Source organism: Pseudoalteromonas luteoviolacea NCIMB 1944 (assembly GCF_001625565.1).
GTDB classification, from domain to species: Bacteria; Pseudomonadota; Gammaproteobacteria; order Enterobacterales; family Alteromonadaceae; genus Pseudoalteromonas; species Pseudoalteromonas luteoviolacea_F.
Map to the genome: position 1 here is coordinate 47,029 of NZ_AUXS01000014.1, position 25,745 is coordinate 72,773.

The window sequence follows — 25,745 nt, forward strand, 5'->3', positions numbered from 1 at the left end:
GATACCATTACCTACGCCTATCTACTCACTTAAGCTTGTAACTTATGACGTTGTATTTTTCCTGACGGCGTACGCGGGAACGCATCAATGAATGTGATGGTTTCGGGGCAATACTGTGCGTCGATTGTCATTTTTATATGTTCTTTGAGACTGATTTCTAATTCGAAGCGGTCAATTTCAGCAGACTTATCCAAAATGACATGTGCGTGGATCGATGATTTTGCTCGATCTTGTACCACCGCACATTCCGCAACAATGTCATGGGTAGACAGTGCATTTTCCAACTCCAGCAAATTAAGACGTCCAGAATCTGTGATAACTTCGTTTTCAGCTCTACCATGAAACCAGTAATGCCCTTGTTCATCTCTGAGCACACAATCATCGGTGACATTCCAGCCATTGATCACGTAATTCTTTTGTCGCTCGTCTGAGAGGTAGCGACAACCTAGTGGACCGCGAACTGCGAGTAACCCAACGGTATTGATGGGCAACTCATGTCCATTTTTGTCAACGACCTTAGCTTCGTAACCGTAAATTGGCTTGCCTATTCGGCCGCGCTGTATGTCATCGATATCAGGACCTAAGAAGAGAAACAGCATCTCAGTACTGCCAATGCCATGGAAAAGCGCAATACCAGTCTTATCTTTCCATGACTGCCAAATGGAAGGCATAACGTGCTCACCGCTGGCAGTACAAAACCTCAAACTGGAAATGTCGTAATTGTCACATTGCGCTTCCATGGCTTGGTAGGCCTGTGGTGAGGTAAACATTAAAGTTGGGCGATGACGTTCGATATTCTCTAGTAACTCAATAGGCGTTGGGCCTTCCAATAACACTGTTGAAGCCCGGCAGTAGAGCGCGGAAAGTAAAAGTGAACCTAGGCCAAATCCAAACGCCAGCGAAGGGCTGCCTATTAAGCGGTCATTTTCAGTGATTTTAAAAACTCGCTGTCCCGCAGCCTGACATGCGATCAACATGTCGCGATGATAATGAATGACCGCTTTGGAGTTGTCGGCGGTAGTTCCTGAAGAAAAGCCTATCAAGCAACAGTCATCGGCAGCTGTCTCTACATTGTGGAACTCGGTAGGTTGATGATTTAATTGTTCATGATCTGACAGCTTGGCATCGAACGCGGTGACTTCACAGAGCATGTCGGTCATGTTTTGAACCGTGGTGAAACGTTCTTCATACCTGTCATCACATAAAGCGACTTTAATCTCAGCTTTATGAACCACTTTGACAATTCTTTCTGGCTCCAGAGTCGGTATGACGGCCACTGTCACCGCGCCAGCTTTTACAATACCCAACCAACAGGCAACCATCATGATGTTGTTTGGTGAGTACAGTAATACTCGATTACCTGGCTTTACGCCTAGTTCATTTACCAAGTAGTTGGCGACTTGGTTGGATTTATCAAGCAGTGTTTGGTAAGTATAAGATTCATCGGCAGTAATGACTGCCACCTTATCACCATAGCCTTCTGCAACTGCATTATCCAGCATTTCAGTCACACAGTTGAGGTTCTCAGGTAAATCGAATTTATCTAAGTTGATGATATCAGGTAGGTCTTTTTCATCAGGGCTATTCTCTTGAATAAAGTTATCACGATAGGCCAGCTCTTTATTGTTCATTATTATGTTCCAGTCCAAAAGTTTGTTTGTTCTTAATTTTTCTCTTGCACATCACAGGTTAATAAAATGTATTTTTATTTGTGGTACTGACTTATCCTGCACAGTGCTGGTTAGCAAAATGTGTTGCAATGTTTGTTTGGTAAAATAAGTGTATTTGCATGTAGCATTGGTTAATGTGGTGTGTTTTGCACAATGGCGGATAGCCGCCTGAGTGAACCTGTAATAGCCACTTAACCAAATTAAAATCAATATATTACAATTGCTTAGTCTTATTTGGTGTTACCCGTTTCGGATCATTGCGTATACTTCGTCGGGGGATACCCGTTTCATATCAAATACCTTTTTACTCATCCCTGCGAGGATATCAGGGGTATCAGCTTCTATACCCTGCAATGCCTCTAGTACGAGCTCATTTGCACTCATCTTGCCTGTGCCTCGCCCTTTGGTCATCTCTGTATCGACCAAGGGTGGAACAACCTCATAAACTTTGATTGAGGTGCTTTCTAATTGGTAGCGCAGCGCTTTAGTGAACATGCGAAATGCGGCCTTTGAGGCGCAATAAACGGGTGCAGACTGTTTTGGAACGGCTGCCAGTAGGGATGTAACATTGACAATTGCCGCCTCGCGCTGTTGCAAAAGTACAGGCAGCATGCGGTCGATCAGCTTCATTTGTGATGTCACATTGGTATTCATTTCTTCATCGATCAAGTCAATGTGGCTCTCTAGCTGCGTAAAGTTGTAGTTCCTTTGAATGCCTGCATTATTGATAAGCACATCGAGATCTGGATGGTGAGTGTGAATATACTCAACTAACTTTTGTTGCTCTTCATCTTTGGTGAGATCACATTGAAAGTAATCAATATTAGGAAGTTCTTTTTTTATTGTTTTTAGTTTACTTAGATTGCGACCGCAGATGACTATGTTATTCGAGCGTTTAGCAAGTTCTCGTGTAAATTCCAAGCCAATACCAGAGCCTCCTCCGGTGATTAATACTTTTTTTCCTGATAAATCCATGATGACTACCTAATACTTTCCTTACTATTTTCTTTGTATTTAAAATCTTTTCTTTCAGCACATCTAACAGGTGTTATTTAAATGGCCTATAAGACGATTTATTATCAAAGTAAGATTTAAGTTATACTCGGCTGATATTGGGTTCAGAGAGTTGGTTTTATTTTTTTATTAATTCAAGAAATTGTTCGAGACCATCTGAAGGTATTTCTTGAAACTTCTTCTGTAGCTGTTTGATACTGCTGTGCTGCGCATCATAGGTAACGTTATTTATACTAGTGACTGCGCGAAGGCCAATCATGGCGTTACTAATAAAGCAGTATTCGTATTTTTCAATTTCATTTATTTTTATTTCGGACTCTATGACCTTGTAATTAGCAGCAGCTGCGCTCTCTATTAGCAATTTCCGGGTGATACCGGGTAAAATTCCTGTTTGTATCGATGGGGTTACAAGGTTATTGCCGTTACCAAAAAATATATTCCACGTTGCACCCTCAGTTACTATGCCATCGCACAACATAAGTGCATCTTGCGCGCCCGCATTTTGGGCTTCAACTCGCGCTTTTAGATTGGCAATGATGTTTGATGTTTTTTGTAACGGACACGTGCGCAGTGCTTCAATAGTTGCGACCTGGATAGGTGTAGCATTGATACGTTCAACTTTTCTCCCAGTGACCAAGATATTGAATTTCTGAAAATCCCCTGGGTTTGATAGGGAAAAGTTTGCTGGAAAAATAGTTACGCGAACACCGCCATAGTAGTCTGCGTCTTGCTGGTCCAAAAAAGCCAAAATATTTTTTAATATTTCTTCTTCATTCGGACTTTTTCCAAAGATTGCCAATGAGTCACCGAGCAAGCGCTGCAAGTGGAACGACAGGCCTTTTACTTTTCTGTCTTCGACTAAAAAGCTAGTGAAACAAGCATAACCATATAAAGCCAGAGACAGGGTATCTGGATCTGGATGCAATGTGTTTTCATTTAGTATTGTTGTCATAAAATGCCTGCTAATAGCTGCTACGAGACAGTGCCATGTTTTATTTTTTAATGATTTCTTAAGTTTCTGGTTAATCCTATTACCTAACGATTTTGGGATACATTAAAAATTTATCCGCCTAAAACCGTTAGGCAATGAACCTCAAAACGACGCAATATGCTGTACTTCTATTCGACAGCTTCCAAAGCTTCTTCTAAATTGAAAATCTTCAATTTATTGCCATTCACTTCGCTGCGAATATTGTCACTTGCTCCACCGAAAAATTGCCATAGAGGTTTTAGCAATGCTTCTGTTTTGAGCATGATCTCATTAAATTCGGCATCAGGTTGAGATAGGTATGTGATAGCACCACCTGCACCAAAACGCACTTTGTCTCCGTCATAGGACAAGGTTCTGATACCAATATTGAGATCTGCTACTCGGTTGTAGCCTAAGTAGCCAATTGCACCACAGTAGACACCGCGAGCACTTTTTTCCAAGTCATCAATGATTTCCATGGTTCTTAATTTGGGAGCTCCGGTGATCGAACCGCCGGGGTAAGTTACCCTAATTAAATCCATTAAACTTTGATCATCTGCTAAATCTGATTCCACCGTGCTGACCATCTGGTGTACGGTTTTATAACTCTCAATGCCCATTAATACGGGGACTTTCACAGAGTTTTGCTTTGAAACACGGTTTAAATCATTACGCATCAAATCGACAATCATAAGATTTTCTGCGCGATCTTTTCGTGATTCTGACAACTGTTTGGCTAACGCCTTGTCTCGCTCTGGATTTGATGAGCGCTTGCAGGTACCTTTGATAGGTTTTGCTTGCACACGTCCTTCAGACGATACAGATAAAAACCTCTCTGGTGACGTACTCAAAATGGACGTGCTGTCACTTTGAATAAAGGCACCAAATGGGGCTGCATTGCCTTTACGCATATTTTTGTACAGATCATAGGGGTTAAAATCTGCTTTAAATGAAAAGTGGTTTGTTAAGCATACTTCGTAAGAGTCACCTTCAACAATGGAGTCCTGAGAACGTTTGATTGCCGATATGTACTCGTCGTAACTGGCATCCATTTCTAGCTCTAATTCATCCATCAAAACTTTTGAAGTGGATAATTCTTTATGCCTGCTTAATTCAACTTTGTTTATTTTTCCTTCCATGGTTTCTAACCAAAGTTGAGCTATATGGCGTTCATCAGGCGCGGTGTTGGCCACCAAATAGACTTCATTTGTGTGATGATCGAATCCAATGAATTGGTCAACATGCATCCAAATCATGTCTGGGATGTTATTTTCAAACTGTTTGCTCGCACCAAAAAGGGCTTTCATTTCATAGCTAAAATAGCCAACTAGGCCACCTACAAAACTGAAAGGTAAGGCTTCTGTACCTTCAACCTTTGTCGATGACAGCAGTTTGTCCATCTCTTTTAGCTTGGTATGGCCTTGCGCAAAGTCTTTATCATCTTCATTAATTTTATAATTGATGATTTGATCTTTATTAACACAGCCCATAAAAGAAAAACGAGACTTTGAATCAGATACAGATTGGCTATCTAACCAAAAACTGTGTTTTTCTTTTGCAAAAAGTGCAGAAAAAATGTCTTCATGCGCACTTTTTAAACGCAATTTTTTACTGATTATTTGTTTTGTTTCTGATTTTATTTCAGGCTTTGATTCTGTTTTTTCAATGTTATTTAAATCTAGTTTAGCCGGGACTTGAATACGCGCTTTTTTATTATGTTCGTGCGCCAAGTCTCTAAAGTTGGTGATCAACTGATGACCGTTTTCAGTAAGAATAGATTCTGGATGAAATTGCACGCCCCACTTAGGTAGTGTTTTATGCCTCAGACCCATAATAATGCCGCAGTCCGTTGAAGCCGTTTGGATTAAATCTCCATTTTTTGGCAGCTCAACCATCAATGAGTGGTAACGTACGACCTCAAAGTTTGGCGATATATTGGCAAACATAGGGTCATTTTCATGAACAACATTTGAAGTTCGACCATGGTATGGCACTGGGCAATGCAGAATTCGACCGCCGTGTTGGTGTGCAATACCTTGAAAGCCGAGGCAAACACCAAACACCGGAATGTCATTTTGAGCTACCGCATTTCGTGATATTTGAAAATCAGTTTGTTTGGTAACACTACCGGGCCCTGGTGATACTACAATACAATCAAAATCCATTGACTGAGATACTTCATCCCAAGAATATTGGTCATTGCGTATTACCGTTGGCATTTCACCAAAAGTTTCCCCAATATAATCAGCAAGGTTATATGTAAAAGAATCATAGTTATCAATAAGAAGACAGTGCAAAATTAGATACTCCTTTATTTACGTTGTTACATTTATTTTTTTATTATTTTAAAGTTATTGTTTTTATTTTATTTTTAGGGGCAGGAGAAATGCCATGTCCTTTCATCACTCCTACACACTAAACAAGTACTATGCACATTCTTAAATACGGTCAAAAAACTCCAATCGAAAAGCTCGCTTTTCAAAAAATATAGAAGCTTGATTAATACCCAGCATTAATTTATTGAACTTACTATTAATGAAAGTCTCTGACACAAATGCAAACTAATAAAAATCAATGGCTTAGCTTTTAAGTCCACACTTTTTCGCTGTAATTTGCCTGAGAATAAGCATTGATATTGTGAAAAATCTTGCAATCATCACTCAGTTAAAACCACCTCATTAGCGCCAATAGCTGACGGTAAAATAGTTGACCAGAAGTACCTTACCTCCTTCAACTGTCACAACTGACAGTTGCAGTTATCGCCCAGATTACTGAAGATTTTGCTTCAATAAAAACGCTGTTCATTACCACTCAGGTGCAGCTTTTTAAGCGATATTAGCTTTGATGCTGCTAAATTAATTTATTCTTTTGTTCAGGATAATAGGAAGATTAATGTAGCACCTACTTGATAAGGATGACAACCCGTAATTTTATTTTTGTATGAAATTTTTAATCTAGAGTTTTTTATTATTTTTGATAATTGTTTTGGAAATGTGGATGTTTGTTGGTTATTTTTTCTTGGCTTGAACTCGATTTTATCTCTATGGTTTTGGCGCTCTACTCCCTGTTTTTGAAGTGGTGATTTCCTATTCTTTAGATGTTTCTATGGCGTGTTTTTACGTCAATATCAATGTTGTTTTTAAGAAGGTCATACATTATTTGAATTGATTTTTTGTTTAATAACCTTTGGTTGTAAGGTGTTGTTTTTGATTGCTTTTTATTTTTTATTTTAGTTTTTATTTTGTGGCTTTTTTTGTATAGTTTTTTCTTTGCTTATTTTAAGTTTTTAAAGTTTATTTTTGTGCTTTTTGATTTTTTGTTTTGTGTGGTTTTGAGATTTTTAAGTTCTGTATTTTTTGTGTGGTTAAAATCAGGTTCTTTGCAGTGAAATAAGGTGTTTTTTTGTTGCTTATTGTTGCGTGTGAGTGGCCTTTATTTTGGCTTTAATAGGTTGGAATAAAAAATTAAAAAGGGAATATCTTAGTATACCTTGTGTCCTTATAGGGGTTGAAAAATTATCCTAAAGCGGTACTATGCATGTTTATTTAACAACGGAGCCATAAATACTTAACCGTCACGCGAAGTTGTTAATGGGGATCTGTGGTTATGCAAGCTTGTTAATGGATATTGTTATATTGCGGATAAATGAAGGATAGCGTTTGTAGGTACTGAAAGGTGCTAATTAAGGAGTTGATTATGATAAAAACTAAAAAACATCAATTTTTAATAATGACACTCAGTGTGTCAGTAGCGACACTATGTGTATCATGTGTATCTGGCTTGTCGGAAAATCCAACGAAAAGCACTGAGTCTAGTGCTGATGCGTTAGTAAGCATAACTCCAGAGCCGGACGTAGATGCATTAGAGCGTTTAGGTAAGCACGTTTTTTTCGATGAGATCTCATCGCCAGATGGACAGTCTTGTGCATCATGCCATGCACCTGAAGCAGGTTGGACATCACCAGATGCTGAAATTAATGCGGGGTCAATTGTCGTACCGGGAGCCGTGTCACATCGCACAGGCAATCGTAAACCTCCTACGGTAGCTTATACCAGTAGCGCTAAGAACTTTGGCGTGTCGCAGTTTGCTTGGGGTCCAGAAGAGTGTGAAAAAGAAAAGTATGGCTGGCTGTGTCAGGGCGGACTGTTTTGGGATGGTCGCGCTACTGGCTTTATGGTCGGTATGGAAGTCTTCGACGGTTCTTCAGATGAAGTAAAAGCTGCCTATAAACGATTCCTCGGGCCACTTGTTGATCAAGCGTTGGGGCCATTTTCCAATGATGTTGAGCACAATGTGCCTGATGGCAATGACAACGACATGCCAGGGGCCGAGTTTGTTTGTCGTCATGTGGCAAAATCAGAGTATGCGCGTTTGTACGAGCAAGCTTGGAAAGAGAAAATCGACTGTGAGCAAACGGGTGTAGATATCAGCTTTAAGCGTATTGGTGTGGCTCTTTCGGCATGGCAGCAATCAGATGAAGTTAACTCCTATAGCTCTAAACGTGACTTTGCAGTGATGAATGACAATGATGATACGCCAGGTGTTTCTCCATATTCAGAATTTACCGATTTAGAAAACCTTGGTAACGATTTGTTCTGGGGATTAAAGACCAAACTTAACCCCACTGGAAAGGATGCACAGTGCGCTGAATGTCACAACAGTGAAGCACGAGACTCCGTCGGTAACGAATTACATAACCAATTCACCGACAATACGTTCAATCACCTTACTTTGCCACCTAACTATGAGGCATCAAATTTTGATCCTGATCGACCGGATGTTGGTCTTTCTGAGCACACAAGTAAGACACCGCTTACAAGTGGTCATGCAGGTCACTTCCGTACGCCTACTGTACGTAATGTTGATATGAGATCAAGCGATGGGTTTACAAAAGCCTTTATGCACAATGGTTATTTTAAAAATTTAGAAGACATTGTTCATTTCTATAATACGTCATTGACGAAAGTCGATCCTATCAAGTGTCCTGCTGGGACGACTGCAAAACAGGCGCGTGAGAGAGACTGTTGGCCTGAGCCTGAAGTGAATACGTCAAACTCAGCGAGTAGTGAAATCATTGATTTGATGGGAGACCTCGGTCTTACCGAAAAAGAAGAAGCGGCACTGGTCGCGTATTTGAAGACCTTGACAGACACCAAAACGGTTCAGCCACCGACACTAGCTGGTCAAGATTAAGCGTGTCTATCACTGACATCAGTCTAAAAACTTGGAGTAAGCACGTTGCACAACAACGTGCATTCCCTAATATAGGTATTTGGCGATCGGTGATTAAAATGAGTTGGATAAACCAGCTTGTATAAAATTCGTCTCTTGTATTTTTGAGAGACAACAAAAACCACCGCAAGGTGGTTAATATAAAAATTGCTGTTAGCCAATTTGATTGATTAGATTTCAAGGAATGAATAACTTAATGAGCTTAGTGACTAAACTCATTGGGTATTCTTCCTTTATATCTCATCAGCTGTTTTGCCTCTCCGAATTAGTTGGATTGGCTTGAACACGAGTTAAGTATAAAGGGACTACCAAAGATGAATTTAACAACAATAACGATGAAAAAGCCGGCTGTAACGGCGGTTTTGATCGCGATTGTCGCTTTAATGGGGATTTTTTCTGTAGCGAAATTGCCCATTCAATTGCTTCCTGATATTGAACGCCCTCAGTTATCAATACAAACGGCGTGGCGCACAGCGTCGCCAAAAGAAATGGAATCAGAGATTGTCGTACCTATTGAACGGGTATTGGAAGGCATGTCTGGATTGGAAGAGTTGAATGTCAGCACCAGTACTGGGGTTGCCAGAATGAACCTGACTTTCTCCATTGGCACTGATATGCAAAAAGTGATGGTCGATGTGATTGGTCGAATGAATCGACTCGATCCACTGCCGCGCGATGCGACCCAACCTCAGATCAGACTCGGTGGTGGTGCGCCAGCACTGACATTTTTCTTTCTTCAGTCTTTACCGGGCAACCCTAAACCGATCAGTGAATATCGTGTTTTTATTGATGATGTTATTCGACCCGTATTAATGGCCATTCCGGGCGTAGGTAATGTCGAAGTGCGCAGCGGTGCCGGTAGCGATCAAGAATTACAAATTACCATAGACCCTCACCGCGCCGCTCAGCTGGGTTTGAGCATTCCAGAGTTGGCTCGATTACTCGGCCGTGCAAACGACGTATCGGGTGGGCTTGTCGATCTTGGACGACGTCAATATACGCTGCGCATGACGGGCCGTTACGATCCCAGTACGCTACCAGATCAAATTATTGATTGGCATGATGGCCAAGCAATTAAACTCGGCGATATTGCCACAATCGAAGTGGCAGACGGCAGGCGTACCAATCTTGCTGTACAAAATGGTAACCCGGCGATCAGTATTCGAATTGATCGCGAGCCCGGCGCTAACGTCCTCACTACACTTAACTTAGTAAAAGCGGCGGTTGATGAGCTTCGCCAAGGTGTTTTAAAAGAAAACCAATTGACCATGGAGCAGTCTTTCGACTCTTCCGTATTTATTTATCGTTCAATCAATTTACTGTCCAGTAACCTTGGGTTTGGCGTGCTATTGTCCATCGGTATTTTATGGCTGTTTTTACGAAAGCTAAGAGCAACCATGATCATTGCCGTGGCGATCCCGTTGTCGTTGCTGGCCACTTTCACTGTGTTAAAGTTGATGGACCGCAGTTTTAATGTGATTTCATTGGCGGGCTTAGCATTTGCAGTGGGTATGGTTGTAGATGCATCAATAGTGGTGCTGGAAAATATTATCCGGCTGCGAGAGCAAGGCAAAGACCGTTTTACGGCTGCTGTTCAAGGTGCAACGCAGGTATGGCCAGCACTTTTAGCCTCTACTGCTACTACAGTCGCCATATTTATACCCGTGCTTTTCTTAGAAGATGTAGAGGGTCAGCTGTTTGGTGACTTGGCTTTAACCATCGCGATTGCCGTGTGTTTTTCTTTGTTGGTTGCGCTGACAATCACGCCGCTGTTGATGAATCGTTACGTCTCAGATAAAGACCTCTCCAGTGCCGACCATTTGCACGCACTGTGGAATCGCATCACTCGTTGGGTAATGAATCTAACGTCTAGCCCGATGCGAAGAACGATATTAACCCTTGTACTAATAGGTGTGCCAGCCTCGGTTTCTTGGCTCGCACTACCAAAAATTGACTATTTACCGCCTGTCAAACAAGACAGTGTAGATGCTTTTTTAATGTTCCCACCTGCGACGAATATCACAACACTAGAGCGAGATGTTGTGAACGTAATGATTGAGCGTTTGCAGCCTTATTTAAATGGTGAACGAGAGCCTGCTTTGAAAGACTATTACATCATGGTCTTCCCTGATGGCGGTGGAAACATGGGTGTGATCGGTCAAGATTTATCTCAGGTCAACGAAATCAAATCCTTAATTAAAAATGAGATTTTGGCCGATTTACCTGATTTGGTTGGTTTTCCTAATCAACGGAGCTTGTTTGGCCGATTAGGCGGAAGCCGCAGTGTGCCGATCCATATTCAAATCAAAGACCCACAAGAACTCGATAGAGTCGCGAGGATAGCCACTGATTTAGTGAAAGAAGCAATGCCAAAAGCGAGAGTTCGCGTACATCCAAGAAGGCAAAGTGCAGAGCCAGAAATACGTGTTACGCCTATGGATGCGCGTCTAGCCGAGCAAGGCTGGAACCGTACAGATCTTGGCTTGTTGGTGAGTACGCTTGGTAATGGGGCCTATGTTGGTGAGTATTTTGATGGTGAAAAACGACTCGATATTATAGTTAAAACAGCGCCTTGGGATAGTCCTGAAAGTTTGGCAGATACACCAGTTATCACCTCGACTGGCAACCTAGTGACGCTCAATCAGTTGGGGAGTGTTGAACGTACTGTGAGCCCAGGCAGGGTACTGAGAGTGGATGGCCGTAGAACGATCACGTTGGAAGTTATGCCACCACAAGATCAAACGCTTGAAGAAACACTCGACATTTTACAAGGGCAGGTTGAACCCAGTATCCGTGCAGTACTCCCAGAGGATGGCAACATAATCTATGGTGGCAGCGCCGATAACTTGCGTCAGGCAGTGTTGACGCTCGGACAGAACTTCTTGTTTGCCATTGGCTTGCTATTTTTATTAATGAGCGCGCTATTTCGCTCCGTGAAAGACAGTTTCCTTGTAGTCTTGGCGATGCCTTTGGCTATGGTGGGCGGTATTGTCGCGTTACAAGCTATCAGTTCAATCACTTATCAGTCACTGGATTTATTAACCATGATTGGGTTTGTGATTTTACTCGGTTTAGTTGTGAACAATGCGATTTTATTGGTGCACCAAACTCGCATGGGAGAGCGCTCAGGATTAGATCGCCATCAAGCGGTTGAGCGCGCATTGCAGCTACGCTTACGACCTATTTTCATGAGTACTTCAACCAGTATCGTCGGCATGCTGCCACTACTTGCAATCCCAGGTGATGGCAGTGAAATCTATCGAGGCTTGGCTGCGGTCATTGTTGGTGGCATGACCATTAGTTCGGTCTTTACTTTATTGTTATTGCCTTGCTTGTTACGTATGGGCAAAGGCTTAGCACCGGCGACGGATGAAGCAAGCGATGAAGCGCAGGCGTCTTTGTCTCAGTCGTGAAAGCAGAATTAAAGTTAGCTGTGGATCGGGTTAGGACCTGATCCCAGCATAAATCAAAGTATTGGATTCAAATTAGGTAAGTAAGTAATGCAGAAGATTTTTAAACATAAAATTTTTGGGCAACAGGCACTGAGCTGCGGGCTGGTGTTATTGATGATGTTATCGACGACGTCAGCGCTAGCAAATGATAACGCGAAAGCTAAGCCTAAAGGGGTTGCTGTAGATGTGGCAACCGCAAAGTTGCAAGAAGTTGCGCCAGCTACATGGCTGTCAGGTGATTTAATCAGCTTAGTCGATTCAAGGATAGCCACTGAAGTTGCTGGGCATTTGCTCAATATTGCTGAGGTCGGGCAGCGCGTTAAAAAAGGTGATGTATTGGCAACACTCAATGACCGCCTGTTGCGACTGCGTCTGCGAGATAATCTAACGACTGTTGAGCGGCTCAAAGCCCATCTGAGCTATTTGTCGCGTCAAATTACACGAGAGAAAAAGCTAGCAGAGCAAAATAGTACTTCACAGTCAGAGCTCGATAGATTGGAAATGGAGCGAGACATGAGCCGCCAAGACTTAGCGGCTGCAGAGATCCAAGTCGAGCGCACTCGATACTTAGTTGAGCAGTCTCGGATCGTGGCGCCATTTGATGGTGTGGTTGTCGAGCGTTTGGCTCAGCTCGGTGAATATCTTTCCGAAGGCCAAGCTTTATTGCGCTTTGTGAATGTCGATGAAAAGGAAATTACGCTGCGTGCGCCGATCCACCTGTACGACAACTTAACTTTAGGGGCACGTGTTCAGTTGCAACCCGCTCAGGCACAAGCCATGTCAGCGCCTAAATTGGGAGTGATAGAACGCGTGATCCCTGTTGGCAACACACGCTCACGTATGCTGGAAGTACGGATCAAACCTGATTCACCTGATTGGGTGATTGGCGAAGCGGTTAAAGTCCAGTTGCCAAGTGGCGCTGCTGAAAAGCAAGTCACTGTGCCGCGAGACGCACTGGTATTGCGACAAAATCAAATTTTTGTTTACACCGTAGATGCTCAAGGAAAAGCACTTCGAGTGCCAGTGAATCTGGGCACCAGTACCGACGACTATATTGTGGTTGAAGGCAATATTAGTGATGGCGATACCGTCATTGTTCGTGGAGCGGAACGTGTTCGCCCAGGACAATTGGTGCGACCGCTTCTTTGATGTCTCAAAGAGGCACCTCGAAGTGCCTCTTTAGCGCTTTTGCAAAAGCGCAATTTGGATCTGTATATACAAGCTAACTATGCGTAATAAGGCGAGCAAAACATACAGCTGTGCGGCAAATGTCGTAGTTAAAACTAAGTAGAGGAAAGCATACCAGCAGAGTCAGTATTGAAACAGTTTGACAAAGTAAAGGCGCATTGGTGAATGAGGAAGTGATGCCGCAATAGTAAAAGTTGGTAACGCAGCGCCAGTCAAGCTTATGCTGACCGTTAAGAAATTATGCTAGGTCATCAGTGATGATGCACCTAGAGGTGAACTCGCAAAAACAGGGTTCATTGAAGGACTCGAAAATTAAGTAATAAATTAAAACATCCAAGGATTTTTATTTTTTGAATGCAAAGTAACTGGGAATGAGGAACTACTTATTTTCGCGTGAGATGACTGAGACATTGTGCGACGTCGAGCGAATTTTAAGTGGAGTTATTTTCAAAAAATATAACAAAAATATAATTATAAAAGGTGGATATTATGAAAGCGTTGGTTTTCCCTGGACAGGGATCCCAAGAAGTTGGGATGGGAGGGGAACTGTTTGATGAATTTGTCGATTATGTGCGTGTTGCAGATGACATTTTAGGATATTCAATCAAAGAGTTGTGTTTAGTCGATCCAAATAACGTTTTGTCCAAAACACAGTACACTCAGCCTGCTCTTTATGTGGTGAATGCTTTGTACTATCTAAAGAGAAAGCAGGAACTGAATGAAAAAGTAGATTTCTATGCTGGACACAGTTTGGGCGAATATACCGCATTGTTTGCTGCAGGCGCATTTAGCTTTGAAACAGGATTACAACTGGTAAAAAAACGTGGCGAATTGATGAGCACGGCGAAGAATGGGGTGATGGCCGCAGTCATTGGCCTGGATGCGATACAAGTCCACGATGTATTAAAAACACATTCTCTACATAATATTGATGTCGCTAACTACAATGCTCCTGTGCAAACAATCATTTCGGGCTTATTGCATGATATTGAATTTGCAAAAAGTGCATTTGAAGCGCGTGGCGCCAAATTTATTAAGTTGCCAGTGAGTGCCGCTTTTCACTCTAGATACATGAAAACTATCGAAGCAGCTTTCGGCCATTATTTGCAGCAATTTAATTTTGGTTCCCTCTCGGTGCCCGTTATTTCAAATGTAACGGCCAAACCTTACCAAGCAGATTCCATTGCTGAAAATCTAACCAAGCAATTAAGCAGCCCGGTCCACTGGGTAGACTCTATACGTAATATCAATGCAACTGGCCAATGTGACTTTGAGGAAGTGGGTCCAGGAGATGTGTTGAGCAAACTAATTTCATCCATATCAAATAACGAGAATAATAAGGAAGTAGCATAATGGATAAAGATATACATATTATTGGCGCCGGTATTTCTGGACTAGGTAGCGCACACTTTTTAAAGAAGAGTGGCTTTTCTTCAACGGTTTATGAATCAGAAGGGCAGCCCGGCGGGCGCGCTGGATATGAAAAGCTTGAAGATGGCTACTTTGAGACTGGCGGAAAAAACTTTGCTGAATCCTGGACGCATTTTTTTGAAATTGCCAATGACCTAAAGATGAATGAGCTCGATAAGCAGCATCATGCCTTTAATATCATCATGAATGGCGAGCTCAAGACATTTCGCAAAACGATGGGCTTTGCCGAAGTTGTGACCATGATGAAAGACATCGGCATCACGGGAAGCTTGCAGTTCAAGCGTATGATTAACTACAAGTTAAAACATAAACACCAACTCAATTTCGATGAAGGCAAGCTGCTTGAAGTTGAAAAAGAGTACGATCACGCACCGATCACTGAGCACTTCCATGAGAAACTTTGCAAAGGACCTTTGCGCATGTTTTCGATTATTATGGGTGGTGCCGAACCAGAAGAAACCTATTATTCTAATTTGCTTCATATCATGCCATTTGGTGTGGGCTCTTTACGCACCTTTAGCAATACGATTGGGGAGTTTTTTGAAACGCTAGCGGCCAATCACGATGTGCAATTAAATACACGCGTCAATAAAGTCCTTATTGAGGACAATAAGGTGGCCGGGCTCATGGTGGAAAACCAAGAGGGTGAGCAGCGCGTTGATGCGAGTAAGGTGTTAGTGACTCTACCACTGCATTTACTGCCAAACGTCATTGACTTACCTGAGCATGTAAAAGAAGCGATAAAGCTGGTCAGGTATTTCCCCGTTGCCTTGATCAACGCTGAGTATGAATCTGACATATTTACTGAAGACTGTCAGTCTATTATGTTTGACGATAGCTTCCATATCGGTCACTGTTCAGCAAACCGATCATATAAACTTAATTCAGTTCGCTTTACTATTGCCGGTAAAAAAGGGCGCGAGGCATTAAAGCTCTCTGATGAAGAGTTAGTCAAATTGGCTGAATCTGAATTCTCGTCCATTCTTCCAATTAAATCTCCAAGAGTTCGCTACCACGTGAAAAGGCATATGGGCGGGTTATGCGCTTATGGTGCTAATCACTCTCAAGCGAAAAAAATCATCTGCGATTATGTGAAGAGCATTGAAGGCTTAGAAATTGCCGGTGACTACTTGGAGGGACACAATATGGGTTCCTGTCTATCAGCAGCTAAAAAAGCGGTGAACAACTTTACTCAGGCCTGACAAATCAGCCAGCTCTTTTCGAGTAGAGTGATTTAATCACACCGGGCACCTTAATCACAGACCACTTCAGTCAGGGTTGAGGTGTCATCATGCGCCTTTAATTTAAGGGAAAGTTTAGATGATCCATTAACTTTAAATCTAAAAGGCTGACCTTTTTTACTTTTACTCAGATGTGACTATGGAATCTACAGTTTTAAAGTTTGATCGCACAGCCAGAGCACTGCACTGGGTGTCAGCGGTGGTAATTATATGGGCCATGCTGTCGGGTATACTTGTGAGTTTTATACCTTCAACGGCTCAGTCTCAAACAACCTTTTTACAAGACGTAAAGCAGGTAGTTGCAGACTTTAACGTATCTTTGACAATGTTATATATCCCGTTTTTTATTTGGCGAGTGGCGCATGCGGTACGCACCAAAAAGCCGAGCTACAGTGAAACATTACCAACTGCGCAAGTCAAAGTGGCGCACCTTGCCCATATTTGTATGTACAACCTGATTGCAATACTGCTTGTTTCGGGAGTGTTGATGATGGATAGGCCATTCGGTATGTTTGGTTTGTGGAGTATGACACCCATTGTAACGGATAAGACTTGGTTGCTCTTTTATTTTACGATTCATAAATACAGCAGCTATATATTGTTCGCATTTATCATCATGCACTTAGGTGCTTTGGTAAAACATCAATATTCAGGCAATCGCATCTTGCAGCGAATGTGGTAACCAGTATTGATAAAGTTTAAGGTGCTAAAGCCTTGATGTTGGACACTTTAATGGTGTGAGAGCCCATTTGATATTGGGGGGTGGGGTCAAGTTTTAAATTGGCTCGTGCCCACCCACTTCAGTCTATTCGTCCAAAATGAGTCGACTCTCACTGGCACTTTCAACTGACACCATCGCCAAGTTTAAGGTAATGATTAATATGCTTATTTTATAATCAAGCATGTGCGGTACTGTCGTAGCGCTTCCGACCAATGCGCGTTAGTTTGCTGGGAAAATTTGTGGCAATACCTAGTTATAGAACTTGACGGTTTAGCTACATCAGCTGCTTATATTCGCCAACGTAAAGGCGATTGCCATTGTGAACCCCTCCTCCGTAGACGTTATTCATAGTCAATTTTCATCGCCAAAAAGCACTGAAACTTCATTGTATAGTATCAGAATTAAAATTATTGACAGTATATTGTATACAAAGTAGTGTGATTAAGAATTGGTCAAAGTTCAAAAAAACATAAAAGGAACTCTTATGAAGCTTAAACTAAACAAACGTCACCTAAAAAGTATGTCTCTCAATGGTAAATCAGTCGGTATCGAAGCGACACCGCGTGTTGCTGGTGGTGGCCCAAACTCAGCATTTTGTGACACCAGAGACGAGTGCGATGGCACTAGGCTATGTACCGGTGGTCTGTGGACTTGTCGCGATTTTTCAATGAGAGATTGTTAATCAAGTCTAGGTGTGCAGTTGTTATGTGATAGCAACTGCACTTTGTAATTTAAGGCAGGTGTTGCTATTTAATGCCCCTAATGCGCCAAAATGACCTCAATGACAAATGCATCGTTGCTTGCAGTGTTAACTTGCTGAAGAACGCGTTCTGAGCTGGTGCGATTTTTTTGCTGCTAAATCTAATTCTATCGAAACCAAGCCGGTGTCTTTAAAGGTTGCACGCGGTTAGAGCAAATAAAAGCGTACAGGCACCAGTACTTTATTGTTAACCATTTTTTCGGGTGGCAGCGGCAGGGGTTGAGCGCGTTTAACAACGCTTTTTGCTTCTTTGTTGAGCAGCGGATAGCGAGAGGCTTGAACCACTTCGATATCGAGGGCTTGGCCTTGTGCATCTATTGTAAAACGCACCATTACGGTGGCTTCTTGACGGCGTTTTCTCGCCATTTTAGGGTAGCGTTTTTTCTTTGCTAGATGGGCGATTAACTCGGCTTGCCAGTTTTGTGTCATTTGCAAAGTAAGTATCTCATCTTGGCCTTGGTGCTGGGCCTGATTTTGCGTGGCTAATGCCTCTGCTTGGATAGCTTTGGCTTGACTTGCGCTGCTTTGCTGTTGCGCGGATTTTGTTGCAATCAACTCTGGTTTTTCAAGTTGTGGTTGAGGCTCTGACTTGTGCGGTTCGGCCGCCGCAACCTGTTCAGGTTCAGCGGACGGTTGCGGATCTGGCTCTGGTTGAAGTGTTGGTTTGGGCTCAGGTGGTGTGGTTTGCGCAAGCTTCTTTGCTGCGGCAATTTTTCCTTCATGCACTAACCCGATATCACTGGGGGTAATTGCTTTAACCTTTGCAGGAGGTGGTGCGCTGGCCGATTGAGCCTGTGAGCTATGAAGCTCTTGTGATTGGCTATGCGTCTTGGCTAAAGGTGCTAGCTTGACTACAAAGGGGGCTGTAGATGGAGTTGGGGGAAGCGGCGCAGCAGGTTGCCAACTCCAAAGCGCAACCCCAAGTACAGCAAGGTGTAAAACGAGGGCCCAGATAAATGCGAGCGACCAATCACGGCGAGAAAGCACTTAATTCAGGTCCTCTTCGCCGACCAGAGACACATTGAGATAACCTATGTCTCTGAGCGTATTCAGTAATGACATCAGCGCCCCATAATTAACTTGCTGATCAGCACGGATAAATATGATTTGTTCAAGGTTATTGCCACTGGCGTCATTGAGGACATGAGCGAGCTCTGTCTCGGCAATGGCTTTGTCACCTAAAAAAAGTTGTCGCTCTTTATCTAAAGATAAAATCAGTTGTTTTTGGTCTAGAGCTTGATGCTCTGCATTCGCACCGGGTAATTCAAGGGGCACTGACACCGTTGATAAAGGTGCCGCAACCATGAAAATAATCAGCAATACCAACATGACATCGATAAATGGTGTCATGTTGATTTCATTATTGAGTGCGAACTCATCTTGTTCGCCGTCATTCATCATCGCCATGTTATTGCTGCTCAAGCTGGCGGCCAGCGAGCACGAGCAACTGGCTTGATAAGGCATTAAGCTGTTTGCGATAAAGCGCAATATTTCGGGTAAAATGGTTGTACATCAATACCGCGGGTATTGCAGCGACTAAGCCAGCCGCGGTGGCCAATAAGGCTTCGGCAATACCTGGGGCGACGACGGCCAAGTTGGTGGTGTTGGTGGTGGCAATACCAATGAAGCTGTTCATTATACCCCACACCGTACCGAACAAACCGATAAAGGGGGCTGTTGAACCAATGGAAGCCAGCGAACCTGTGCCTTGAGTCAAACCATCCGTGAACTCGTCGACACGGCTCTTCATTCGCTGTAGGGATCTTTCCTTAATTCCTTCAGCTGTGGCATTATTTTTTGCGCCCCAGTCTAATTCAATGAGCACTTCAGTGACTAACTGTGCTTCTAAAACACTCGGAGTACGCAATTGTTCTAGGCTGTTTTTGCTGCGGCTGTTTGCTAGCAACTCACTGAGCCGGTTGCGTGCAGCTGCAATTTGCTTTTGCTTGGCGATAAAGATCCCCCAGCAAGCCACTGATGCAGCGACCAACATTAACATGACGCTTTTGACCACCCAATCTGCTTGCATAAACATACCGTAAGCGGTGAGGGAGCCGCCAGCGGCCGAGGCCTCAAATGTGAGCAATAGTGCAACACAGGCAGTGGCTTTTTTCATCTTTTGTTCAATCCTGCTTTATCTAAAAACAAACCCTTATGTTTAAAGAACGCGTGAGATTAAAAAAAGCGTAATTAGTTTTTAAATTTTTTTACTTTATGTATCAGCCATCGCATTTGGAATGCGGTCAGTTAATGGTTTGAGCAGATAACTTAACATTGAACGCTCGCCATTTTTGACAAAGGCTTGCACTGGCATCCCAGCTTGTAACACCAAGTTTTCAGCAAGCGCATCTTCACTGACTCGGATAGCTACTTGATAGTAGGGCTGTCCGGTGCGTTCGTCGTTCACTGTATCTTGTGCCAAACGCTCAACCTGACCGCGCACTTTTGGTGTGGTGCTGGTATTAAATGCGCTAAATAGCAAGTCGACATCTTGACCAAGGGCGACACTGTCAATCAGATTGCTCGGGATCTTTGCATTGACGATCAGTTGTTGCCCTTTGGGTACAATTTCCATCAGCAGCTGAGATTGAGACACGACGTCACCAAAGGCATCCAACCCAACCACTTGGCCCGCTACAGGGGCGCGAATTTCACTGTGCTCTAGACTAAATTGTGCAGTGATCATTTGTTGTTGAAACTCACTGATATTGGATTGATTCTTTGCCCTTTGTTGACTTACCTCTTGGCGGTAGCTTTTGCGAGTTTGCTGTAGCTGAGTATCTAGCTCTAGTAGGCGGGCACGTTGTGACAATAGCTCTGATCTGGCATTTGCAGAGTCAGCCCGGATCTCAGCGGCCTGTGCTTTCAATTGGTAAAGCTGCTCTTGCGATTGAAAGCCTTTTTTAACCAACGCTTGGGTGTCCGCTACCCAGTTGTCATAGACGCTCGCTCTTTGATTGTGGCTAGCTACAACATGTTCTAAGCCAGAGATGCGAGATTGTGTGGTGTGTTTGTTGTCTTGCAGTAATTTTAGTTGTGTGTGTAAAGCTCCACGGCGTTGCTCGAATACTTGTTGATTGAGCACCATGGCCTGGTGTGCTTGGGGTAAATTCACCTTGGTCAATGCCGCAGAGTATTGGAGCTGAGCTGCATCTGCCAATTCAGCGTTCAGGCGTTCTTTCTCTGCCAGTGCCATATAATATTGGGTTGTGGCAGCCGCTAGCTGACTTTTCGCAATTTTATTATCCAAGATCAGCAAAGGGTCTCCTTGCTCTACCCACTGTCCGTTTTGCACTAATAAGTCCGCAATAACCCCATTTTGTGGTGCCTGAATTTGTTTTTTATGCCCTGCAACAACCACTTGACCTTCGACAACCACGCCTTTATCCAGCGGTGCAAATGCACCCCAGACTAAAAACATGCCCAAGCTGAAGGCGATAGTGATCCAGCCAAGACGGATATGTTGACTGCCGGCGATTTCTTGATTTGCCTTCATGTTACGCTGCTCCTCTGTGGCCTTGCTGGGCTTTTTGCATTGCACCTAGTACCTGCTGTTTGGGCCCAAAGGCCTGCACATTGCCTTTATTGAGCAACAATATCTTGTCACTCAGGCCTAAAATATTGGCTCTATGAGTAATGAAAATAACACTGCAACCGGACTGCTTGAGTGTTTTGATGGTGTTTGCCAGTGCTGCTTCGCCAGCATCGTCCAAGTTCGAGTTAGCCTCATCTAGGATCACCAGTTTGGGGTTGCCGTACAGCGCCCTTGCCAAACCTATACGCTGTTTTTCGCCGCCAGATAGACCCATGCCGCCTTCACCTAAAATTGTGTTGTAGCCATTGGGTAATTTGAGGATCATCTCATGTACGCCAGCCAACCGTGCAGCATCGATGACAGCCTCGTCGTTTATATCACCAAAGCGGGCAATGTTCTCGCTGATACTACCTGCAAACAAGCCGACATCTTGAGGTAAATAACCCAAGTGAGGGCCTAAACTTTGTGTATCCCATTGAAAAATGTCAGCGCCGTCTAGACGCACCTTGCCCATGCGCGGAGCCCAGATCCCGGTGATCAATCGTGCAATGGATGACTTTCCGGCACCCGAAGGGCCCAGTATGGCGAGCACCTCACCGCGCTCTAGCTCAAAACTTACATTGCTAAGCACAGGAGTTTGAGCCATTGGTGGGATCAAGGTGGCATTTTCTACGCTTAATTTGCCACTTGGGGCTGGCAGAGCGAGTCCGACTTCTGGAGCTGGGTATTGGTGTAATAGCGCATCTAGACGTTGGCGAGACAGCTTCACACTCTGCCATTGCTTAAATGCCCCTACGAGCTGCTCAACTGGAGATAATAAGCGACCAGCCATGATAGAGCCGGCGATCATCATGCCGGCGGTGATTTGGCCATCTACTGCCAACCAAGCACCGGCGCCTAAAACAACTGATTGCAACGCGAGGCGCAAAACTTTGCTGGTGGCTGTGAGTACTGAGCTTAAGTTGCTGGCTTCACTTTGGTGGCTGATACCTGCTTGGTGCTGAGTTTGCCATCGCGCCTGCAAATTGCCTTGCATGCCCATGGCATGCGCAACTTCTGCATTATTGATGATACCGCTGGCCAGTCGCGTGGCATTAGCGGTTGCCAAAGAAGACGCCTGTAAGGGTTTTTTAGCCCAGACTTCATTGAGTAGTGCTAATGCGAATAATAGCAAGGTGCCGACCAGCGCAATGGTGCCGAGTAAGGGGTGAAAGAAAAACAACAACAGCAGAAAGACTGGCGCCCACGGTGCATCGAAAAAGGCAAAAATGCCTGTACCTGTCATGAATTGACGGACTTGGTTGAGGTCGTTGATAAGTTGGCCCGGATTGGCATTGCCTAATTTGAGCTGATGTTGATATACGGCTTCAAAAACCTTGCCGTGTAAATCGTTATCAAAACTTTCACTGACACCAATTAATACTCGGCTACGTACCCACTCCAGTGCGCCCATTAATAAAAAGAAACCTGCCACCATCATGGATATCATCAATAAGGTGTCTAAATTGGCTGAGCTCAATACCCGGTCGTAAACTTGTAGCATGTAAATTGCGGGAATGAGCATTAATAAGTTTATGACAGCACTGAAGCCTGCGACATGCAGTAAGCTACGCTTTTGCTTACTCAGTGCGGCTTTTAATGCTTCACTTGTCTGAGCTTGGGGATTCATGAGTTATCCCCTTGACGTCGAGCGCGCGCAATCCGCAAAGCGCCCAATAGTGCCAACCAGCCCCAACTTAGGGCACCGCCATTACCGTAGTGAACGGTTTCACTTTCTTTGACTTTGGCCTCTGCATTTACGTAGAGCGTAGTGAGCGCACCAATTCGAGCGCCGACGTCAGCATCTCGACAATTGATGGAAAAGGAGTACACGCCGGAATCAGGAGATATTTTGATACTGCCTTGTGGTGCAATATCCCCATCAGGCACCCAGTCGCCGCTCGCGACACCGCCTGTGGCAATACAGTTTGTCGCATTGCTGCTACTCCAGGTCACTTCGGCTTCTTCGCCAAGCTTTAAAGTGCCGGGAGTGATGCTGATAGAGACTGAACCTGTGGGCTTCATACCACTGAGATCGACTTCATACACAGTGCCCAAAATGTCATTTTCATACACCCAACCCGCTTGGTTAGTATAGCCACGACCACCATTTATGGTTGTACCATAGAGCCGCCCATTTTCTGCCAGCATTAAGCCTGTGGGGGTTTTGCCATCTACGTCTTCACCAGGTCCGCCTTTGAAGGAGTGCACGTGCTCAAAGCCACTCTCAATGAGCTTGCCATCTTTGAACTTGATATCTGCTAAATTAATACGGTAAATAGTCCCATCACTTGTCATATTGAGTGCTTGTTCGGGGTATTTTCCACCCTCTCTCACGGAGATTAAGTCGCTTTTATGTACGCCGCCACCCATCGTCGTACCGTACAAATAGCCGCTCTCTGTTATCACCATCGGGCCACGAGGTTGACTGCCATCTTCGCCGCTAAAGGTATGCAGTAAGGTAAATTCCGAGCCATCTTTTTTGAGTCTAAATACCGAGCCATGAGGGTTGCTGCCATCGTAATGAGGGTAGTCTGTATGGATCAAGCGCTCACGGTCACCAATCGCGCTATAAAATAGGTAGTCTCCACCGCAGAGACCATTGGCAAATGCAGTCTCTTTGCCACTGTATGTAATGATGCCTTTCGTTTTACAGCTTCCAACAGAGGTTGAACCATATAAATAGCCTTGTTCATCTTCCACTAAATAAGTAGCGATGCGGCCTTCAGTGGCGTTTGTATCCCACGGAATTTCACCTTGCTGTAAAGTAAATTCGTGCAGTATGGTAATAGCGTCCACCGGATTTTCACTGAGCTCGATAGCATAGAGCGCACCGACGGGAAAATCGTCGTCAATGGATAGAGTATCTAAAAATGGTATGCCTCTTGGGTAACCAATGTAGCCGTAAAGTATGTTGCCACTGAGTAACATACCGCCGGCAGCAGTAAAGTCACTATGCGGACTATTGTTAAAGCGATATAGTTCCAACAAGCTATTGTCGTGTTCTAGCCGCATTAACCTAGAATAGGTTTTGTGATCTGTATCGATAAACAGCAGGCGACTTTGGTTGTCAAATATGGGATTGACATTAGGTTGCGGGAAGAGCGTTTTATTTTCATTGTTAAATAGAATGGTTTTATTGCTGCCATCTGAGTGCACGAAGAAAACATTGCCTTTGCTGTCAATACTGTACAGTCGATCTAATTCTGGATGCTGTACAAACCCGACCAATCCATTTACATCTTTTGCCAATGCAAAATAATGACCTTCAACCGGTGTTAGTCCCCACATACTTGGTGCCACGACATCGTTGCCGGTACGTCCCATTAATGAGAGGCCAATCAATTGATCTCGTTCTGCGTTATAAATGGGCGGTGCAAATGGTTTTCCCGCACTCGGCCAACCTTCAGGCCCTGTATAGTGAAGGGACGTGAGGTAATTAACGCTGACATGATCAATTGCAGTGGTTGCAAGACTAGAGAAAGGTAGTGATAACAAAAAGATACAGAGTTTTTTCATAGTTGGCTCAATAAAAGACAGATAGCACTGCAGCTTAGCTGCAGTGCTCTAGGGTTAAGCGACTAGGTCGAAGTCAACTGCGGCAGATACACCCACAGTGCCTGTTGGGCCTAAATCAACACCATTTGTAGATAGTACATTCATCAAGTAGCTGAAGTCTGAGTCTTTCATGCCATCAACGATGTTGTGTGTCGTATTGTCACCAGCGTTACGGCCAATTACGCCGCCATTTGCATCAAAGCCTGCGTTTAGACCAACAGTGTCCAGACCGTCGAAGCTCACTAGCTCTTCAGTGAAGCTGTATTCACCGTTTGCATTTTGAGTTAGTCCGCGGCCGAATGAGATAGACGCGATTTCACCGTACATAGTGTGTGAAGGACCTGCGAAGAATGTGTAGTCAATGTAAGAACCATCAGCAGCTTGAATGATAAATCCTAGACTTTCAGCACCAACTTGGCCTTCTTGCGCATACTGTGTACCAGAGAAAGTACCGAACAGACCCCAAAAGCCAAGGTCTACAGTTGGGTTTGGATTCTCAGCACCAGCAAAGCTACCAATGTTTTCGTTGTAGTCAGTGTTAGTGAAAAAACGAGATGCATCAGTGAAGAAGTCGTTTAGGCTAGGGAAGTCGTAGCTAACGCTGTAAGTTACTTGTATAGACATGATAAATCCTTAATAGTTAATTGTTTTATAATATTGACCTAAAGGTCGTGTTGAGACATATCGGCTGCGCGCCAATCCGATATGTCCGTTGTTATTGGCAAGGGCATGCCCTTGCAATTCAAATTCGTTTTGCTTATTTGGCTTTGCGGAATCGTCTGCTCATTACCAAGCCCAAAATCAGCATTAACCCACCAAATGCACCACTGCTGCCTTTGTCTTCTTGAGGCTCCGGTGTAGGCGTTTCACTCGCATCAGGTGTTGGCTCTGGTTCTGGCTCTGGTTCTGGCTCAGGCTCAGGCTCAGGCTCAGG

The 25,745-nt window shown here is 43.9% G+C and carries 18 protein-coding genes; 7 read left to right on the forward strand and 11 right to left on the reverse strand.

The features are described 5' to 3' along the window. Window positions 1–29 precede the first annotated feature (29 nt). The 4 genes from N483_RS03255 to pabB all read right to left on the reverse strand — a co-directional run bounded on the left by N483_RS03255 (window position 30) and on the right by pabB (window position 5,951). Window positions 30–1,631 carry an AMP-binding protein gene (locus N483_RS03255; protein ID WP_023398972.1) on the reverse strand — a complete coding sequence of 534 codons (1,602 nt, stop codon included), beginning with the start codon at window positions 1,629–1,631 and terminating at the stop codon, window positions 30–32. Between the two features lie 279 nt (window positions 1,632–1,910). Then, complete coding sequence (locus tag N483_RS03260) at window positions 1,911–2,645, reverse strand: SDR family oxidoreductase (protein ID WP_023398973.1); 735 nt, start codon at window positions 2,643–2,645, stop codon at window positions 1,911–1,913. Between the two features lie 157 nt (window positions 2,646–2,802). Further along, window positions 2,803–3,636: an aminotransferase class IV gene (locus N483_RS03265; RefSeq protein ID WP_023398974.1), complete on the reverse strand. Its 834-nt coding sequence runs from the start codon at window positions 3,634–3,636 to the stop codon at window positions 2,803–2,805. 167 nt (window positions 3,637–3,803) lie between these two features. Next, complete coding sequence (pabB, locus tag N483_RS03270) at window positions 3,804–5,951, reverse strand: aminodeoxychorismate synthase component I (RefSeq protein WP_023398975.1); 2,148 nt, start codon at window positions 5,949–5,951, stop codon at window positions 3,804–3,806. A gap of 1,399 nt (window positions 5,952–7,350) precedes the next feature. Between pabB and N483_RS03275 the strand changes: the two genes are divergently transcribed. The 7 genes from N483_RS03275 to N483_RS03305 all read left to right on the forward strand — a co-directional run bounded on the left by N483_RS03275 (window position 7,351) and on the right by N483_RS03305 (window position 17,601). Further along, a complete protein-coding gene (locus N483_RS03275) occupies window positions 7,351–8,847 on the forward strand; it encodes a cytochrome-c peroxidase (RefSeq protein WP_023398976.1) in 1,497 nt (498 codons plus the stop codon). Window positions 8,848–9,200: 353 nt separating this feature from the next. Beyond that, on the forward strand, window positions 9,201–12,299 hold the full coding sequence (locus N483_RS03280; RefSeq protein ID WP_023398977.1) for an efflux RND transporter permease subunit: 3,099 nt from the start codon (window positions 9,201–9,203) through the stop codon (window positions 12,297–12,299). An 87-nt stretch (window positions 12,300–12,386) separates the two neighbouring features. Further along, a complete protein-coding gene (locus N483_RS03285) occupies window positions 12,387–13,487 on the forward strand; it encodes an efflux RND transporter periplasmic adaptor subunit (protein WP_023398978.1) in 1,101 nt (366 codons plus the stop codon). Window positions 13,488–14,015: 528 nt separating this feature from the next. Then, window positions 14,016–14,879 (forward strand): ACP S-malonyltransferase, encoded by an 864-nt coding sequence (gene fabD, locus N483_RS03290; RefSeq protein ID WP_023398979.1) that lies wholly within the window; start codon window positions 14,016–14,018, stop codon window positions 14,877–14,879. Further along, complete coding sequence (locus N483_RS03295) at window positions 14,879–16,159, forward strand: protoporphyrinogen/coproporphyrinogen oxidase (RefSeq protein WP_023398980.1); 1,281 nt, start codon at window positions 14,879–14,881, stop codon at window positions 16,157–16,159. Before fabD ends, N483_RS03295 begins: the two co-directional genes overlap by 1 nt. Window positions 16,160–16,337: 178 nt before the next feature. Continuing rightward, window positions 16,338–16,880 (forward strand): cytochrome b/b6 domain-containing protein, encoded by a 543-nt coding sequence (locus N483_RS03300; protein ID WP_023398981.1) that lies wholly within the window; start codon window positions 16,338–16,340, stop codon window positions 16,878–16,880. A gap of 523 nt (window positions 16,881–17,403) precedes the next feature. Then, a complete protein-coding gene (locus tag N483_RS03305) occupies window positions 17,404–17,601 on the forward strand; it encodes a hypothetical protein (RefSeq protein ID WP_023398982.1) in 198 nt (65 codons plus the stop codon). A 225-nt stretch (window positions 17,602–17,826) separates the two neighbouring features. Here N483_RS03305 and N483_RS03310 read toward each other — a convergent pair whose 3' ends face one another. The 7 genes from N483_RS03310 to N483_RS03340 form a co-directional block, all read right to left on the reverse strand. Beyond that, window positions 17,827–18,666 (reverse strand): energy transducer TonB, encoded by an 840-nt coding sequence (locus N483_RS03310; RefSeq protein WP_023398983.1) that lies wholly within the window; start codon window positions 18,664–18,666, stop codon window positions 17,827–17,829. Then, entirely contained in the window at window positions 18,667–19,086 is a 420-nt protein-coding gene (locus N483_RS03315) for a biopolymer transporter ExbD (RefSeq protein ID WP_023398984.1), read from the reverse strand. A gap of 1 nt (window position 19,087) precedes the next feature. Next, window positions 19,088–19,795: a tonB-system energizer ExbB gene (gene exbB, locus N483_RS03320; RefSeq protein WP_023398985.1), complete on the reverse strand. Its 708-nt coding sequence runs from the start codon at window positions 19,793–19,795 to the stop codon at window positions 19,088–19,090. A gap of 96 nt (window positions 19,796–19,891) precedes the next feature. Beyond that, window positions 19,892–21,175, reverse strand: a complete 1,284-nt coding sequence (locus N483_RS03325) for an HlyD family type I secretion periplasmic adaptor subunit (protein ID WP_023398986.1) — start codon at window positions 21,173–21,175, stop codon at window positions 19,892–19,894. Between the two features lies 1 nt (window position 21,176). Continuing rightward, a complete protein-coding gene (locus N483_RS03330) occupies window positions 21,177–22,883 on the reverse strand; it encodes a type I secretion system permease/ATPase (protein WP_023398987.1) in 1,707 nt (568 codons plus the stop codon). Then, window positions 22,880–24,772 (reverse strand): choice-of-anchor tandem repeat GloVer-containing protein, encoded by a 1,893-nt coding sequence (locus tag N483_RS03335; protein WP_023398988.1) that lies wholly within the window; start codon window positions 24,770–24,772, stop codon window positions 22,880–22,882. Before N483_RS03335 ends, N483_RS03330 begins: the two co-directional genes overlap by 4 nt. Before the next feature lie 54 nt (window positions 24,773–24,826). After that, window positions 24,827–25,435: a heme acquisition protein HasA gene (locus N483_RS03340; protein WP_023398989.1), complete on the reverse strand. Its 609-nt coding sequence runs from the start codon at window positions 25,433–25,435 to the stop codon at window positions 24,827–24,829. Window positions 25,436–25,745 lie beyond the last annotated feature (310 nt).

Excerpts from the sequence above, each read along its gene's own strand:
- N483_RS03300 (WP_023398981.1), top strand. The coding sequence starts at position 16,338 with ATGGAATCTACAGTTTTAAAGTTTGATCGCACAGCCAGAGCACTGCAC.
- N483_RS03315 (WP_023398984.1), bottom strand. The coding sequence starts at position 19,086 with ATGGCGATGATGAATGACGGCGAACAAGATGAGTTCGCACTCAATAAT.
- N483_RS03275 (WP_023398976.1), top strand. The coding sequence starts at position 7,351 with ATGATAAAAACTAAAAAACATCAATTTTTAATAATGACACTCAGTGTG.
- N483_RS03330 (WP_023398987.1), bottom strand. The coding sequence starts at position 22,883 with ATGAATCCCCAAGCTCAGACAAGTGAAGCATTAAAAGCCGCACTGAGT.
- N483_RS03325 (WP_023398986.1), bottom strand. The coding sequence starts at position 21,175 with ATGAAGGCAAATCAAGAAATCGCCGGCAGTCAACATATCCGTCTTGGC.
- N483_RS03305 (WP_023398982.1), top strand. The coding sequence starts at position 17,404 with ATGAAGCTTAAACTAAACAAACGTCACCTAAAAAGTATGTCTCTCAAT.
- N483_RS03340 (WP_023398989.1), bottom strand. The coding sequence starts at position 25,435 with ATGTCTATACAAGTAACTTACAGCGTTAGCTACGACTTCCCTAGCCTA.
- N483_RS03295 (WP_023398980.1), top strand. The coding sequence starts at position 14,879 with ATGGATAAAGATATACATATTATTGGCGCCGGTATTTCTGGACTAGGT.
- N483_RS03280 (WP_023398977.1), top strand. The coding sequence starts at position 9,201 with ATGAATTTAACAACAATAACGATGAAAAAGCCGGCTGTAACGGCGGTT.
- N483_RS03335 (WP_023398988.1), bottom strand. The coding sequence starts at position 24,772 with ATGAAAAAACTCTGTATCTTTTTGTTATCACTACCTTTCTCTAGTCTT.
- N483_RS03255 (WP_023398972.1), bottom strand. The coding sequence starts at position 1,631 with ATGAACAATAAAGAGCTGGCCTATCGTGATAACTTTATTCAAGAGAAT.
- exbB (WP_023398985.1), bottom strand. The coding sequence starts at position 19,795 with ATGAAAAAAGCCACTGCCTGTGTTGCACTATTGCTCACATTTGAGGCC.
- N483_RS03260 (WP_023398973.1), bottom strand. The coding sequence starts at position 2,645 with ATGGATTTATCAGGAAAAAAAGTATTAATCACCGGAGGAGGCTCTGGT.
- N483_RS03265 (WP_023398974.1), bottom strand. The coding sequence starts at position 3,636 with ATGACAACAATACTAAATGAAAACACATTGCATCCAGATCCAGATACC.
- N483_RS03285 (WP_023398978.1), top strand. The coding sequence starts at position 12,387 with ATGCAGAAGATTTTTAAACATAAAATTTTTGGGCAACAGGCACTGAGC.
- fabD (WP_023398979.1), top strand. The coding sequence starts at position 14,016 with ATGAAAGCGTTGGTTTTCCCTGGACAGGGATCCCAAGAAGTTGGGATG.